Origin of the sequence: Aeromonas sp. FDAARGOS 1419, from assembly GCF_019047045.1 — a bacterium.
In the GTDB taxonomy this organism is placed as follows: Bacteria; Pseudomonadota; Gammaproteobacteria; order Enterobacterales; family Aeromonadaceae; genus Aeromonas; species Aeromonas veronii.
Map to the genome: position 1 here is coordinate 2659726 of NZ_CP077209.1, position 13758 is coordinate 2673483.

Annotated in this window: 14 protein-coding genes; 8 read left to right on the plus strand and 6 right to left on the minus strand. The window is 58.7% G+C overall.

The features are described 5' to 3' along the window. Window positions 1–149: 149 nt before the first annotated feature. Genes lptD through I6L49_RS11925 form a run of 6 tightly spaced genes read left to right on the plus strand, consistent with a single transcriptional unit; the run spans window position 150 to window position 6911 of the window. Window positions 150–2594 (plus strand): LPS assembly protein LptD, encoded by a 2445-nt coding sequence (lptD, locus tag I6L49_RS11900; RefSeq protein ID WP_216949609.1) that lies wholly within the window; start codon window positions 150–152, stop codon window positions 2592–2594. Between the two features lie 26 nt (window positions 2595–2620). After that, entirely contained in the window at window positions 2621–3919 is a 1299-nt protein-coding gene (surA, locus tag I6L49_RS11905) for a peptidylprolyl isomerase SurA (protein ID WP_216949610.1), read from the plus strand. Next, a complete protein-coding gene (pdxA, locus tag I6L49_RS11910; RefSeq protein ID WP_216949611.1) occupies window positions 3919–4914 on the plus strand; it encodes a 4-hydroxythreonine-4-phosphate dehydrogenase PdxA in 996 nt (331 codons plus the stop codon). Before surA ends, pdxA begins: the two co-directional genes overlap by 1 nt. Further along, on the plus strand, window positions 4904–5716 hold the full coding sequence (rsmA, locus tag I6L49_RS11915; RefSeq protein ID WP_005339016.1) for a 16S rRNA (adenine(1518)-N(6)/adenine(1519)-N(6))-dimethyltransferase RsmA: 813 nt from the start codon (window positions 4904–4906) through the stop codon (window positions 5714–5716). The genes pdxA and rsmA overlap by 11 nt, the downstream gene beginning before the upstream one ends. Window positions 5717–5720: 4 nt before the next feature. Then, window positions 5721–6083 (plus strand): Co2+/Mg2+ efflux protein ApaG, encoded by a 363-nt coding sequence (apaG, locus tag I6L49_RS11920; RefSeq protein WP_216949612.1) that lies wholly within the window; start codon window positions 5721–5723, stop codon window positions 6081–6083. Between the two features lie 6 nt (window positions 6084–6089). Further along, window positions 6090–6911: a symmetrical bis(5'-nucleosyl)-tetraphosphatase gene (locus I6L49_RS11925; protein ID WP_005358331.1), complete on the plus strand. Its 822-nt coding sequence runs from the start codon at window positions 6090–6092 to the stop codon at window positions 6909–6911. Window positions 6912–7028: 117 nt separating this feature from the next. Here the strand turns inward: I6L49_RS11925 and I6L49_RS11930 are convergent, their stop codons facing one another. The 3 genes from I6L49_RS11930 to I6L49_RS11940 all read right to left on the minus strand — a co-directional run bounded on the left by I6L49_RS11930 (window position 7029) and on the right by I6L49_RS11940 (window position 9092). Beyond that, entirely contained in the window at window positions 7029–7529 is a 501-nt protein-coding gene (locus I6L49_RS11930; protein ID WP_181223470.1) for a 2TM domain-containing protein, read from the minus strand. 123 nt (window positions 7530–7652) lie between these two features. Continuing rightward, window positions 7653–8099: a VOC family protein gene (locus I6L49_RS11935; protein WP_216949613.1), complete on the minus strand. Its 447-nt coding sequence runs from the start codon at window positions 8097–8099 to the stop codon at window positions 7653–7655. A 3-nt stretch (window positions 8100–8102) separates the two neighbouring features. Beyond that, the gene (locus I6L49_RS11940; RefSeq protein ID WP_216949614.1) at window positions 8103–9092 is read right to left on the minus strand and encodes a luciferase-like monooxygenase; all 990 of its coding nucleotides are present in this window, start codon (window positions 9090–9092) and stop codon (window positions 8103–8105) included. 304 nt (window positions 9093–9396) lie between these two features. Between I6L49_RS11940 and I6L49_RS11945 the strand changes: the two genes are divergently transcribed. Next, complete coding sequence (locus tag I6L49_RS11945) at window positions 9397–9726, plus strand: hypothetical protein (RefSeq protein ID WP_216949615.1); 330 nt, start codon at window positions 9397–9399, stop codon at window positions 9724–9726. Window positions 9727–9826: 100 nt separating this feature from the next. Next, complete coding sequence (locus I6L49_RS11950) at window positions 9827–10168, plus strand: hypothetical protein (RefSeq protein WP_076492777.1); 342 nt, start codon at window positions 9827–9829, stop codon at window positions 10166–10168. 183 nt (window positions 10169–10351) lie between these two features. Here I6L49_RS11950 and I6L49_RS11955 read toward each other — a convergent pair whose 3' ends face one another. From I6L49_RS11955 to rpmA, 3 genes are all read right to left on the minus strand, one after another. Beyond that, window positions 10352–11722 (minus strand): YjiH family protein, encoded by a 1371-nt coding sequence (locus I6L49_RS11955; protein WP_005339025.1) that lies wholly within the window; start codon window positions 11720–11722, stop codon window positions 10352–10354. A 366-nt stretch (window positions 11723–12088) separates the two neighbouring features. Next, window positions 12089–13291 (minus strand): Obg family GTPase CgtA, encoded by a 1203-nt coding sequence (gene cgtA / locus I6L49_RS11960; RefSeq protein ID WP_005339026.1) that lies wholly within the window; start codon window positions 13289–13291, stop codon window positions 12089–12091. A gap of 200 nt (window positions 13292–13491) precedes the next feature. Beyond that, complete coding sequence (rpmA, locus tag I6L49_RS11965) at window positions 13492–13749, minus strand: 50S ribosomal protein L27 (RefSeq protein WP_005339028.1); 258 nt, start codon at window positions 13747–13749, stop codon at window positions 13492–13494. Window positions 13750–13758 lie beyond the last annotated feature (9 nt).

Below are 13758 nucleotides of genomic sequence, written 5' to 3' on the forward strand. Positions count from 1 at the left end.
GCACTTGGCTGTTAGCCCTGGCCGCAATAATGCTTTATCATTGCGGGCTAACATAAAGCAATGACATGCAATGTCAACTCGATGAAACCTGTCGTAAAATGCATGCCTTGGATCAACCGTATCTATCACGGATTGCACGAGTCTTTCACATGACCAAATGGACACTGGGGTACCGCTATCCCATCGCCCTGACTATCAGCCTGGCCCCCGCACTCACCCCTATAATGGTGCAGGCAGCCCCGTTCGAAGCGCCGCCAGCCACCGGCATTCTCGATAGTCTCTGCTATGACTATGTTCCCAAGATAGAGAAGCCTGCATCGGATCAGGATGCCAACGCACAACCGGTCGAGGTTGATGCCGACCGTCTCGAGGCCAAACAGGGCGGCACCGCCGTCTATGAAGGTGACGTCAAGGTTCGTCAGGGGGTTCGCAAGTTTGACTCCGACTATGCCCAGCTCGATCAGAAGAGCCGGGATGTCATCGCCATCGGCAACATCTATTACAACGACGGTCAGGTGACCGTCACCAGCGACAAGACCCTCAAATCCAACCTGGATACCAAGAACTCCGAACTGGAAGAGGGCAAGTATCAGGTGCATGGCTCACCGGTGCGCGGCTTTGCCAAGCGCGTGGTGATGACCAACAACAACCAGAACATCACCATGGAGGGGGCCCAGTACACCACCTGCCCCCCCGGTCAGGAAGTGTGGACCCTCAAGGCGGGCAGTATCGACATCGACCAGAAAGAGGTGTTCGGCGAAGCCTGGAACGCCAGCCTCTGGCTCTATGACTACCCGGTGTTCTACTTCCCCTATATCAACTTCCCCATCAAGGATGAGCGGAAGACCGGTCTGCTTTACCCGGGTTACAAGCAAAGCTCCAGCAACGGCATGGATATCACCCAGCCCTTCTACTGGAACATTGCCCCCAACTATGATGCCACCATCACCTCCCGTTTTATGGATAAACGCGGCCTGATGGAACAGGTGGAGTTCCGCTACATGCCGGACCCCGCCCACACCGGCACCCTCTATTTTGAAAATCTGGCGGATGACAAGCAGTACAGCCCGAGCAATCCGAGTCTGGCTGGCCTGTCCGATGGACATCGCTACCTGATGAACGTCCGCCACGGTTCCGCCCTGATGGATGGCAGCCTGCGTTTTGGCATCGACTACACCCAGGTGCGCGACAAGGATTACAACTACTTCAACGACTTCAGCCCGCAAGTGGGCACTCAGGTCGACAGTCAGTTGCAGCAATCCTTTACTGCCGGCTATTACCAGCCTAACTGGAACCTCACCTCCGAGGTGCGCCGCTATCAGATCCTGAGCCCATATGCGCTGCTGCCCCACGAGATGCTGCCGCGTATCGACTACAACTACTATCAGCAAGGCAAGTGGTTCGATCTGGCCTGGAACAGTGAACTGACCAAGTTTGGCTATGACAGTAGCAGTGCCGCCACTCTGCAAGCAGGTGAGCGCTATACCGCCACCCGCCTGCATCTGGCGCCAACCCTGACCGTGCCCCTGGTGGATGCACCGGGTTACTACCTGACCAGTCAGTACAAGCTGATGTTTACCTCCTACAACCAGGAGGTACCCGATAATCTGGTTAGCCAGGACCGCAGCCGCTTCACCGATGCAGACAGCAAACAGCTGACCCTGAAAGAGGGCACCATTACCCGTACTCTGCCCTCCTTCCGCCTCAAGGGGGGCGTCAACTTCGATCGGCCGCTCGACTGGTATGATGGCAAGGGTACCCAAACCCTGGAACCCGAGTTCCAGTACCTCTATATCCCTTACAAAAATCAGGACGAGATCGGGATCTACGACTCCACCACCACCCGTCAGGACTACTACAGCCTGTTCAGTGACCGCCGCTTTGCCGGTCTCGACCGCATCAGCGATGCCAATCGGGTCACCGTTGGCCTGACCAGCCGGGTCTATGACAATGTGGGTGATGAACGGTTGCGTCTGGCGGTGGCCCAGGCCTTCGAAATGACACCACCCAAGGTGCGCCTCTACCCTTCAAATCCGGAAAGTACCAACGCACGCTCCCTGCTCTCGTTTGAGGGGGATGCCCGGATCACCGATGAGTGGTTTGCCCATGCGGGGACCCAGTACGATACCTCCGAGGGTGAATTTACGGCTGGCAACGGTGCAGTCGAGTACCGGACCGGCAAGCTGACCACTCAGGTCAACTACCGCTACATCAAGGATGGCAACCTGGACTATCGCTATCCGACCAACACGGCGCTGGCAGAAGATCTGAGCCAGGCGGGTCTGGTGATGATGGCGCCGATCGCCGATCAGTGGCAGATGTATGGCGGTTACTACCGTGACATCAAGCAGGATGTGAACATTGACCGCAAGATCGGTGTCAAATACGACTCCTGCTGCTGGAGCATCAACATGAGCCTGGAGTGGCACAATCAGCCGGACAACGTCACCCTGAAGCCCACTTCGGAAAAAGTCATTGGTCTGCAGTTTGAAATGAAGGGACTTGGCAGCGTGGGTACCGGTGGCCGCAGCGTCACCCTGGATACCGAGCTGTTGCCCTATGTTCGCCCGTTTAATCTGAAAGGCCAGCAATGATGCTGGCCCAGCCTTGAGAGATGGATATGAAAAAGACCCTGATTGCCCTGCTGACCGCGGGAATGTTCGGTGCCATGAGCCAGGCCGCACTGGCTGCGCCCGAGCTGATGGACAAGGTGCTGGCCGTGGTCAACAAGGACGTGGTGCTGTCCAGCCAACAGGACGCACTGGTCAACAAGGTAAAACTCTCCGCCCAGGAGAGCGGCCAGTCCCTGCCTGACGATGCCACCCTGCGCAAACAGGCGCTGGATCGCCTGATCCAGGAGAGCCTGCAGCTGCAACTGGCGGAGCGCCAGGGGCTGAAGATCAGCGACACCCAGCTGGAACAGGCTATTCAGGGCATCGCTGCCGACAACAAGATGACCCTGGATCAGCTGCGGGCCCAGCTCGCCCGTGAAGGGATGACCTATGCCCAATATCGGGAAGAGGTTCGCCGCGAGATCCTGATGAACGAGGTGCGCCGCAACCAGGTGCGCCGCCGTATCAACATCTCCGAGCAGGAGGTGAAGCAGGTGGTGGAGATCCTGAAGAAACAGGGTCAACAGCAGAACGAATACCACGTTGGCCATATCCAGATTGCCCTGCCGGACAACCCCACTGCCGCCCAGCTGGATGCCGCCAAGAGCAAGATCGAGCGCATTCTGACCGCCCTCAAGCAAGGTGCCGACTTCCGCAAACTGGCCATTGCCGAGAGTAACGGTCCCAAGGCGCTGGAAGGGGGCGACTGGGGCTGGATGAGCCCGCAAGAGATGCCGACCCTGATGGCGGAAGCGGTGCAAGGTGCCAAGAAGGGCGACATCGTCGGCCCGCTGCGCTCCGGTGCCGGCCTGCACATCGTCAAGGTGTTCGACACCAAGGGTCAGCAGCAAGTGATGCAGACCGAGGTGAAGGCCCGTCATATCCTGATCAAGCCCTCCATCATCCTGAGCGAAGAGAAAGCCAAAGGGATGCTGGATGGCATTCTGCACGACATCAAGAGCGGCAAGGCAAGCTTCGCCAGCATGGCGGAGAAGTACTCCGAAGATCCGGGCTCTGCGGTGCAGGGTGGCGAACTGGGCTGGTCTGATCCCAACGTCTATGTCCCCGAGTTCCGCGACATGGTCAACCGTCTGCAACCGGGCCAGATCAGTGCCCCGTTCCGTACCAGCCACGGCTGGCACATCGTGCAGGTGGAAGAGCGCCGCAGCCAGGATGCGACCGACAAGGCTCAGGAGCAGCGCGCCTACCAGCTGATCTACAACCGTCGCTTCGTGGAAGAGTCCCAGGCGTGGCTGGATGAGCTGCGTGACGAGGCCTACATCCAGATCGAAGGATCCGGTAGCTGATGAGCTGCCGTCGCCTTGCCGTTACCCCGGGCGAACCGGCCGGGATCGGCCCGGACTTAGTGCTGCAGATTGCCCAGCAGGATTGGCCCCACCAGTTGGTGGTGATCGCCGATCCGGCGCTGCTGCGCGAGCGGGCAGCTCAGCTTGGGCTCAGCATCAAGCTTGAGCCCTACGATGCCGCCACCCCTGCCCGCCCCCAGCGGGCGGGTACCCTGACGGTATGTTCTGTCTCTCTCGGTACCGCCGTGGTGCCGGGCGAGCTGAACGAAAGCAATGGCGCCTATGTGCTGGCAACCCTGCAGCGCGCCTGTGATGGCAACATGAGCGGCGAATTTGCCGCCGTGGTGACCGGGCCGGTGCACAAGGGGATCATCAACCAGGCCGGGGTCTCGTTCAGCGGCCACACCGAGTTCTTTGCACAGCAATCCAACACCGCCGATGTGGTAATGATGCTGGCAACCGAGGGGCTGCGGGTCGCACTGGCGACTACCCATATTCCGCTGGCCTATGTAGCGATGGCCATCACCGAGGATCGCCTCGGCAAGGTGATCCGGATCCTCAACGAGGATCTCGCCACCAAGTTTGGCATCGCCAAACCCCGTATTTACGTCTGCGGCCTCAACCCCCATGCGGGGGAAGGTGGCCATCTCGGACGTGAAGAGATTGACGTGATCGAACCTGCCCTGGCCACGCTGCGCCAGGAAGGGATCGATCTGGTCGGCCCATTGCCGGCCGACACCCTGTTCCAGGAGAAATACCTCAAGGATGCGGATGCGGTACTCGCCATGTACCACGACCAGGGGCTGCCTGTGCTCAAATACAAGGGCTTCGGCAGTTCGGTCAATATCACCCTGGGGCTTCCCTTCATCCGCACTTCGGTGGATCACGGCACCGCGCTGGATCTGGCAGGCAAGGGCCTGGCCGATCCGGGGAGCCTTGTCACCGCGATTAACCACGCCATCAAGATGGTAGAGAAAAAAAGATATGAGCAGTAAGGTGCACATGGGCCACACGGCCCGTAAGCGTTTCGGTCAGAACTTCTTGCACGACCGGTATGTGATCGATCAGATCGTCGCCGCCATCAACCCGCAGCCGGGTCAGAATCTGGTAGAGATCGGTCCGGGTCTGGCCGCGCTGACCGAGCCGGTTGCCGCCCAGATGGACAAAATGACCGTGGTCGAGCTGGACCGGGACCTGGCAGCTCGCCTGCGCGAGCACCCGACCCTCAAGGACAAGCTGACCGTCATCGAAGCGGACGCCATGCGTTTCGACTTCGGCACCCTGATGGGTGAAGGCAAGGGGCCGCTGCGCATCTTCGGCAACCTGCCCTACAACATCTCCACCCCGCTCATCTTCCACCTGTGCGAATTTGCCGACCGGGTTGAAGACATGCACTTCATGCTGCAAAAGGAAGTGGTGTTGCGTCTGGCAGCAGGCCCGGGCAGCAAGGCTTATGGCCGTCTGAGCGTGATGACCCAGTACTACTGCCAGGTGGTGCCTGTGCTGGAAGTGGGCCCGGGTGCCTTCAAACCGGCGCCAAAGGTGGACTCTGCCGTGGTTCGCCTGATCCCGCACAAGAATCCGACCATAGTCGCAAAAGACATTCGTTGTCTGAATCGCGTCTGTACCGAAGGCTTTGGCCAGCGTCGCAAGACCATCCGCAACAGCTTCTCCAACTTCATCACCGACGCCCAGCTGACCGAGCTTGGTATCGATGGCAACCTGCGCCCGGAGAATCTCTCCCTCGAGCAGTTTGTCATGATCGCCAACTGGCTGGCGGATCAGCAACAGGCCTGATCCTGTGGCACTCCCGCACATCGAGATCCGCCCATACCCCATGTATGTGGCGGGCTCCAAAGACCCTTACCAGTTTCACTATCTGATCGAGATTGAGAATCTGGGGCCTGGCCCGGTGCAACTGCTGCATCGGCGCTGGCTCATCACCGATGCCAATGGCAAGATGCTGGAAGTGGCAGGCTCGGGCGTGGTCGGGGAACAACCCGTCATTGCCGAAGGTGAGACCTACCGCTACCAGAGCGGCGTGCCGCTGGCGACCCCGCTCGGGGTGATGGAAGGGAGCTATACCCTGCAAGATGGCTCTGGTCAGCAGTTCGAGGCGCCTATCGCCCCCTTCACGCTGGCCATCCCCAATTTTATCAACTGAGGTTTCATGGCGAACTGTTTTGTCGGTGACATCCAGGGCTGTTACGACGACTTGCGCCGTCTGCTGGATCTTGCCGCGTTCGATCCCGAAAATGACGTGCTCTGGCTCTGCGGCGATCTGGTCGCCCGCGGCCCGGACTCCCTCAATACCCTGCGTTTTGTCAAAGGGCTGGGCAACCGCGCCGTCACCGTGCTCGGCAACCACGACCTGCACCTGCTGGCGGTCGCCGATGGCGTTGCACCGCTCAAGAAGAAAGACAAGCTGCAAAGCCTGATGGATGCCCCTGATCGGGATGAACTGCTGGAGTGGCTGCGCCACCGCCCGCTGCTGGCCGAACATCCGGATCTCCCCATCATGATGGTGCATGCCGGGATCTCCCCCGCATGGGATGTCCGCACCGCGCGCAACTGCGCCCGCGAGGTAGAGAGCCTGCTGCGCGGTGACCAGTACAGCTGGCTGCTGCACAACATGTATGGCGACCAGCCCGATGGCTGGAAAGATGATCTGGTCGGGATAGACCGCTACCGCTACATCATCAACACCTTCACCCGGATGCGCTTCTGCTATTTCGACGGTCGTCTCGACTTCAAATGCAAGAAGGGGCCCAAGGAGTCGACCCCGGGGCTGCGTCCCTGGTTCGAGCAGCGCGAGCATCACGTGGACGACCCCATTCTGGTGTTCGGCCACTGGGCAGCCCTGATGGGCAACACCGGCAAGAGCGATATCAAGGCGCTCGATACCGGCTGTGTCTGGGGCAACAGCCTGACCCTGTGGCGCTACGAGGATGATGCCCTGATCGCCACCCCCTGCCCGGTTCACGCCAGCTAGGGGGACGCAGCAATCTGGCGGTCGCTGCCGCAGGGATTGCAACAACCCGCACCAATAACAAAGCCGGCAATCTGCCGGGCTTGCTGTTTTAGGTTCCCTGTTTTCCGGCGAATGAAGTTACAACTTGCGCCCCAGCCGCTTCTCGATCTGGCGCCGCTCCCACTCGGGGCCAAACAGCTTGAAGGGCTGAAACACCCGAACAGCATGGGAGGCAAGTCCCAGCCCCCAGCCCAGGGTTGGCCACCAGGCCCAGATATACTCCGGATTGCTCAGGTAGTTGATGACAAACAGCCCGCAGATCACCACCACGTAGCTGGCGGCATGGTGATAGAAGCCCTTGAGCTCCTCCACATAGCGCATTGCCGCCCGCTCCTCTGCCGATACCTGCACCGCATCCTGACCCATAGCGTCACTTCCTCTCATCTCGCGCTCCTGTTGCTCAGATCCATCCAGTTGAGCCACATCTAGTTCAAAGACGGCGGCCAGGGCCTTGAGAGATTCCAGTCCGGGTTGCTGCCCCTGCTCGATCCGCTGGATAGTGCGGACACTCAAACCAGTCAACGTTGCCAACTGATCCTGAGACCAACCCCGTTGCAATCTCAACTTCCTGACGATCATCTCGAACTCCTTGTGGTAATTGACAGGGTCAGCATAGGGCTTGCGCCGCGAAAGGTGACACGACAGATAGCCGACAGACATCTGACAGTCCTTTAAAATCAGATGGTTAAGATTATAATCTTGTCAGTCAGCCGCTCGTTCCCCCAGATATTGCACAAACCGTAACAGATAACCATCGGGATCCTGCAGCAAAAATTCGCGCTGCCCGGCCAGCATCTCGCCCACTGGATACCAGACCTCAGTGGGCTGCCGGAAAAGTGCAATCCCGGGGGCCTGCAAGCGGTCGAGTAGCGGCTGGATCTCGGTCAGCTCCATCTGCAGATTGATCCCCCGACCGAACGGTGGCTCCAGCGCCCCGACCTGCCAACCCGCCGGATGTACCTGCTCCAGCATCAGTTGTACCTGTTGCTGTTCAAGATAAGCAAAAGGAGGGTCATCGCGCCGATAGCGGACCGAGAAGCCCAACAAACCGGTATAGAAAACCAGAGATCGAGCCAGATCGGTAACCGACAGCTCCGGTACCATGGGATTCCAATACACCTCATCCACCGCGACAGTAGGGTTCGTCATGGCTTACAGGCTCTGCATCAGCTCGGCGGCAATTTCAAAGGAGCGCAGTCGGGCCTGATGATCGACGATGGGGCCATTGAACATCAGCTCATCGGCACGGGTTTCCGCCAGCAGCGCCTTGAGACCGTGACGAACCTGCTCCGGATCTCCCACCAGAGAGCGGGCCAGGGTCTGCTCCATCGCCATCAGCTCACGGGGTGCCCACTCGTCGCCAAGCTGGACGACCGGCGCGGGCAGCTTGCCCGCATCACCGCGATGGAGGCGCAAGAACTGCTGCTGCACGGTAGTGAACTGGAAGCGTGCCTCCCGCTCGCTGTCGGCGGCGATCATGTTGATGCAGACCACCGCATGGGGCTTGGGCCAGCGCGCAGAGGGGCGATACTGGCTACGGTAGATCTCCAGCGCTTGCAGCAACATGGCGGGCGCGAAATGGGAAGCAAAACCGAATGGCAAGCCCATCGCCGCTGCAAGTTGCGCGCTGTATAGGCTGGAGCCAAGCAGCCAGATGGGTAGATGCAGCCCCTGGCCGGGCACCGCCTGCACGGAGCCAATCTCGTCGCCAAAGTAGCTCATCAGCTCGCGTACATCGGCCGGGAAATCATCCACCTCGCCACTGCGCATTCGCCGCAGAGCCCGCATGGTGCGCTGATCGGTGCCGGGGGCGCGGCCAAGGCCAAGGTCGATGCGGTCGGGATAGAGCGAAGCCAAGGTGCCAAACTGCTCGGCAATCACCAGCGGCGAGTGGTTCGGCAGCATGATGCCACCCGCGCCGATCCGCAGGGTGGTGGTGGCCTCGGCCAAATGGCCGATCAGCACCGAGGTGGCGGCACTGGCAATGCCCGGCATGTTGTGGTGCTCAGCCAGCCAGTAGCGGCGGTAGCCCCAACCCTCGGCATGTTGCGCCAGATCGCGCGAATGGCGGAACGATTCGGCAGGATGGGAACCCTCGGCAACAGGCACCAGATCGAGCACGGAATAGGGGATGGCAGACATGGGTCACTCCATTGATTTACAGGCCAGTAACAAGTGGGGCAATGTAGCATGGGATACCTGAATGAATCACTATCTCCTGCCACACTCTGCCTGCCAAGCGGCAGCAATCGAACGGAACAAATCTCAGGCAAGTATTGTTTGAACGCTCATCCTGCTGGCCGCGCAAGCCCGGGGGGGATCATATTTTCTTACATTTGCGGGCTGGCCTGAGCGCCCCCGGCTGGTTATAACGGTGCCCCTATAGCGAAGGGGGAGCAATAGACTCCCCCTCACTCTTTGTCACACCACACTGTTCAGGTTATCTATGTCAAAACATCTCGTTCTGCTGGGCGCGCTGACGCTCTCCGGTTGCGCCCTGTTGTCTCCCCCCGCCCCTACCGTCACCCCGGTGCACCTTGCCGATCCCAGCCAGCTCGGCTTCTACATCGAGTGCAGCAGCATGAAAGCCTGCTTCCAACAGGCCAACCAGACCTGCCCGCAAGGTTACAAGGAGGCCGACCGCCGCCAGCAGACGCTCTACAGCACCCAGTATCTGGGGGGAAGCTATGACGACGAGAAGAAGATCTACAAGGCAGCCAAGCCCTATCGCATCGCCAACACGGTCCACTCGTTAACCATCCAGTGTCCGATCTGAGCATAACGTCACGCTAACCCATAGGGCGGCCGGCGCGGGATACCAAGGGTCCTGCCGGCACGCTCCCCCCTTTTCATGTCCCACAGAGCACGCGCCTTTTATGTCACAGAGAATTGTCCTGCTGGGCAGTATATTGCTGTCCGGTTGCGCCCCTGCCACTGTCACTGAGCTCACCTCCGCAGATTCCTCGCTGCAACGATTCCAGATCGAGTGCAGTGCGCCGGATGATTGCCAGCAACAGGCAAGCTTGAGCTGTCCGCAGGGCTATCAGGAAACCGATCGCAGCCAGCACACCTTCACCAAGGTTCAGATGAGCATGGGGGGCACCGACCCGATGAGGGGATTTAGCCCGAGCTTCCCCCAGATCAGCACCTTCACCATCCATACCCTGCTGGTGCAGTGTCCCCGCAAGCCGGCACAGCCCCACCCGCAGGGACACTGATGAGCAAGGGCCCGCAGGCCCTTCTCTCTTGTTACCCACACTCAGCCCACGGCGAATGACCCACACCTTGCAAGGCAGGACGTTTTGCGAATAACCCGCGTCATCCATCAAGCCCGGAGAAAAGAGGAAAAGCCATAAAAAAACGGTCAACCGAGGTTGACCGTTTTTCACTACGTTGCGTCCTTAGAACAGCAGATGTGCCACCCCGGCGATAACCGGCAAGGTGACCAGAGTGCGCAGCAGGAAGATAACGAACAACTCCCACAACTTGACCGGGATCTTGCTGCCCAGCAGCAGGGCGCCCACTTCCGACATATAGATCAGCTGGGTCACCGACATGGCGGCAATCACGAAGCGGGTCATGTCACTCTCGATGGTCGAGGCCAGCACCGCCGGAATGAACATGTCGGCAAAACCGACCATGATGGTCTTGGAAGCCGCTTCCGCCTCCGGCAGTTGCAGCAGCTCCAGCAAGGGGACAAACGGGGCGCCAAGCCAGTTGAAGATAGGGGTGTGCTCGGCCAGCATCAGGGCACAGGTACCGATCGCCATCACCACCGGCAGCACGCCAAATACCATATCCAGTGCATTCTTCACCCCTTCCCGCGCGACGGCGCCGAGATCAGTCATGCTGTCAGCCTTGGTCAGGGCACGCTCGAAACCATAGCTCATCACGCTGTGCTGGTGCGGCACTGCTTCCTGCTTGCGGCACAGGGGGGTGCCATCGGCATAGATGTCCTTCTTCCAGCAGAGCGGCGGCAGACGCGGCACCACGATGGCGGCAACCACCCCCGCCAGACAGACGGTCAGGTAGAAGGGGACGAACATGTGCTCCAGCTTCACCTGGGAGATCACCACCAGACAGAAGGTGATGGAGACGGCAGAGAAGGTGGTGCCAATCACCGCGGCTTCACGCTGGGTATAGAACTTCCCTTCGTACTGCTTGCTGGTCAGCAGGATGCCAACGCTGCCATCGCCAAGCCAGGAGGCAAAGCAGTCCACAGCCGAACGACCCGGCAACCGGAACACCGGACGCATGATGCGGGTCATCATGGTGCCGACAAATTCCAGCAGCCCGAAATCGAGCAACAACGGCAGCAGCAGGCCGGCAAAAATGAAGACCGAAAACAGCACCGGCAGCAGATCGTTGAGTACCAGTCCACCGGTTGCGCCGGAGTAAAGCACCTCTGGCCCCACCTGGAAGAAGGTCAGCAGCACGAAGATACCGCCCAATACCCGCACGCAGGCCCAGAAAGGGGAGACATTGAACAAGCTGTTGAGGAAAGGACGACGCACCAGAATCGCCGGCTTGAACAACCAGGCAATCACCGTCATCAGCATGGTGGTGGTGATCACCGCACTGACCATGGCGACCAGATAATCGGCAAAAACACGCTGCACCAGCTTGGCTAGCACGGCCACCGGGATGGTGACGTTACCGTCATAGACGACCGGCGTCATGAACAGCAGGATCCCGATAAGTGACGGAACCAGAAACATCAACAAATTACGGCGAGTATTGACCGCAGGTGCTTCGAGACTCTTTTCCAACATGATATGACTGCCCTAATGTTACTTTTCCCTAGCCCGGCCAACCTGCGTATTCATGCATTAACCGGCAAAACGGGCGCAAGAATACTCTAAAAAAATGCACAAACAAGCCCTTAAGGCAGAAATCTGCGCATAAATATTTCCACAGGTAAACCTTCCATTAAAACAATAAGATACAGTGGCGCATATCGATTCAATCGACATCGCCAGATGATTGTTTCGTTATTGTTAATTTTGGTGGGCAGTATAATCGGTTATCAGTAGCAGGCAATAAGTGACATCACAAATATACCTAATGAGTTGCTGCTCGATAGACATAAAAAAACCGGAGCCTGTTCAGGCTCCGGTTTTCAATGAGAGTGACGGGGATCAGTCACGGACGTAGATGACTTCAACGCCATCATCTTCGTCGTCATCCCAATCGTCATCATCAAGCCCTTCATCGAAGGCAAGAGAGGCAGCCAGTGCTTCCGCTTCAGCCTTGGCCAGCTGGTTCTTGTGGTAGTCGTCCCACTTGAACTCCACCTTCTCGATGGCGTCTTTGGCATCTTCCGCCAGCTGACGGGGCATGGTATCCAGCAGATCCAGAATGTCGTAGCAGACCTTCTTGGTGCCTTCCTTGCTGATGGCAGTGATGGCATAGACCGGACCTTCGTGGTTCAGGGCCGCCTTGACGCGATCCATCACCTCCTGGGCTTCTTCTTCCAGGATCAGGTCCATCTTGTTAAACACCAACCAGCGCGGCTTGCCAGCCAGTTCCGGGCTGTACTTCTCCAGCTCCTTGACGATGGTCACGGCATTTTCAGCAGGATCGGAGCCATCAACCGGGCAGATATCCACCAGGTGGATCAGCACGCGGCAACGCTCGAGGTGTTTCAGGAAGCGGATTCCCAGACCTGCACCTTCGGCAGCGCCTTCGATCAGACCCGGGATATCGGCGATCACGAAGGAGCGGGAGTTTTCACCACGCACCACACCCAGGTTCGGTACCAGGGTAGTGAAGGGGTAATCAGCCACTTTCGGGCGAGCCGCAGAAACGGCGCGAATAAAGGTAGACTTGCCTGCGTTTGGCAGACCCAGCATGCCGACATCGGCCAGCAGCAGCAGTTCCAGCTTCAGAGTACGCACTTCACCCGGAGTACCGTTACTCTTCTGGCGGGGAGCACGGTTGACGGAGCTCTTGAAGCGGGTGTTGCCCAGACCATGGAAACCACCTTTGGCAACCAGCAGCTTCTGCTCGTGGTGGGTCAGATCCCCCAGCAGTTCACCGGTATCTTCATCGGTCGCACGGGTACCGACCGGCACACGCAGGATCTTGTCCTTGCCGCGGCGACCGGTACAGTTGGCGCTCTGGCCATTCTCGCCGCGCTCGGCAGCATGGAAACGCTCAAAACGGTAGTCGATCAGGGTATTGAGGTTTTCGTCGGCGATCAGATATACGTCGCCACCGTCACCGCCGTCACCGCCGTCCGGACCACCGTTGGGAATATATTTTTCACGGCGAAAGCTTACACAACCGTTACCACCGTCACCGGCATCGACTCGAATCTGGACTTCATCAACAAACTTCATAGGTAACCGTCACCTTAATTCGAAAAACCGATACGCAATTATAGTGGTACAGACCCCTGCGGGCGATACGCATCTTGCCAATCATGCCCGTCAGAGCCAAAGTCAGCTGCGTTCCGTTTTTTCGTCAACGACATCAGAAAGACGTCAGAAAAACAAAAGCCCCGCCTGTTGGCGGGGCTTCGGATCCTTGCGGTCCGTAATTACTCAGCAACGATGCTAACGTACTTACGATTCAGCGGACCTTTAACTTCGAACAGGATTTTACCAGTCGCGGTAGCGAACAGGGTGTGATCCTTGCCCAGACCAACGTTGGTGCCAGCGTGGAACTTGGTACCACGTTGACGAACGATGATGCTGCCAGCCAGAACTGTTTCGCCGCCGAAACGCTTCACGCCCAGGCGTTTAGCTTCAGAATCGCGACCGTTGCGGGATGAACCGCCAGCTTTTTTGTGTGCCATTTATCGGAC

What these genes read in the sequence shown, in the direction of transcription:
- lptD (WP_216949609.1), top strand. Translation starts at nt 150, where the DNA reads ATGACCAAATGGACACTGGGGTACCGCTATCCCATCGCCCTGACTATC.
- surA (WP_216949610.1), top strand. Translation starts at nt 2,621, where the DNA reads ATGAAAAAGACCCTGATTGCCCTGCTGACCGCGGGAATGTTCGGTGCC.
- pdxA (WP_216949611.1), top strand. Translation starts at nt 3,919, where the DNA reads ATGAGCTGCCGTCGCCTTGCCGTTACCCCGGGCGAACCGGCCGGGATC.
- rsmA (WP_005339016.1), top strand. Translation starts at nt 4,904, where the DNA reads ATGAGCAGTAAGGTGCACATGGGCCACACGGCCCGTAAGCGTTTCGGT.
- I6L49_RS11925 (WP_005358331.1), top strand. Translation starts at nt 6,090, where the DNA reads ATGGCGAACTGTTTTGTCGGTGACATCCAGGGCTGTTACGACGACTTG.
- I6L49_RS11930 (WP_181223470.1), bottom strand. Translation starts at nt 7,529, where the DNA reads ATGATCGTCAGGAAGTTGAGATTGCAACGGGGTTGGTCTCAGGATCAG.
- I6L49_RS11935 (WP_216949613.1), bottom strand. Translation starts at nt 8,099, where the DNA reads ATGACGAACCCTACTGTCGCGGTGGATGAGGTGTATTGGAATCCCATG.
- I6L49_RS11940 (WP_216949614.1), bottom strand. Translation starts at nt 9,092, where the DNA reads ATGTCTGCCATCCCCTATTCCGTGCTCGATCTGGTGCCTGTTGCCGAG.
- I6L49_RS11945 (WP_216949615.1), top strand. Translation starts at nt 9,397, where the DNA reads ATGTCAAAACATCTCGTTCTGCTGGGCGCGCTGACGCTCTCCGGTTGC.
- I6L49_RS11950 (WP_076492777.1), top strand. Translation starts at nt 9,827, where the DNA reads ATGTCACAGAGAATTGTCCTGCTGGGCAGTATATTGCTGTCCGGTTGC.
- I6L49_RS11955 (WP_005339025.1), bottom strand. Translation starts at nt 11,722, where the DNA reads ATGTTGGAAAAGAGTCTCGAAGCACCTGCGGTCAATACTCGCCGTAAT.
- cgtA (WP_005339026.1), bottom strand. Translation starts at nt 13,291, where the DNA reads ATGAAGTTTGTTGATGAAGTCCAGATTCGAGTCGATGCCGGTGACGGT.
- rpmA (WP_005339028.1), bottom strand. Translation starts at nt 13,749, where the DNA reads ATGGCACACAAAAAAGCTGGCGGTTCATCCCGCAACGGTCGCGATTCT.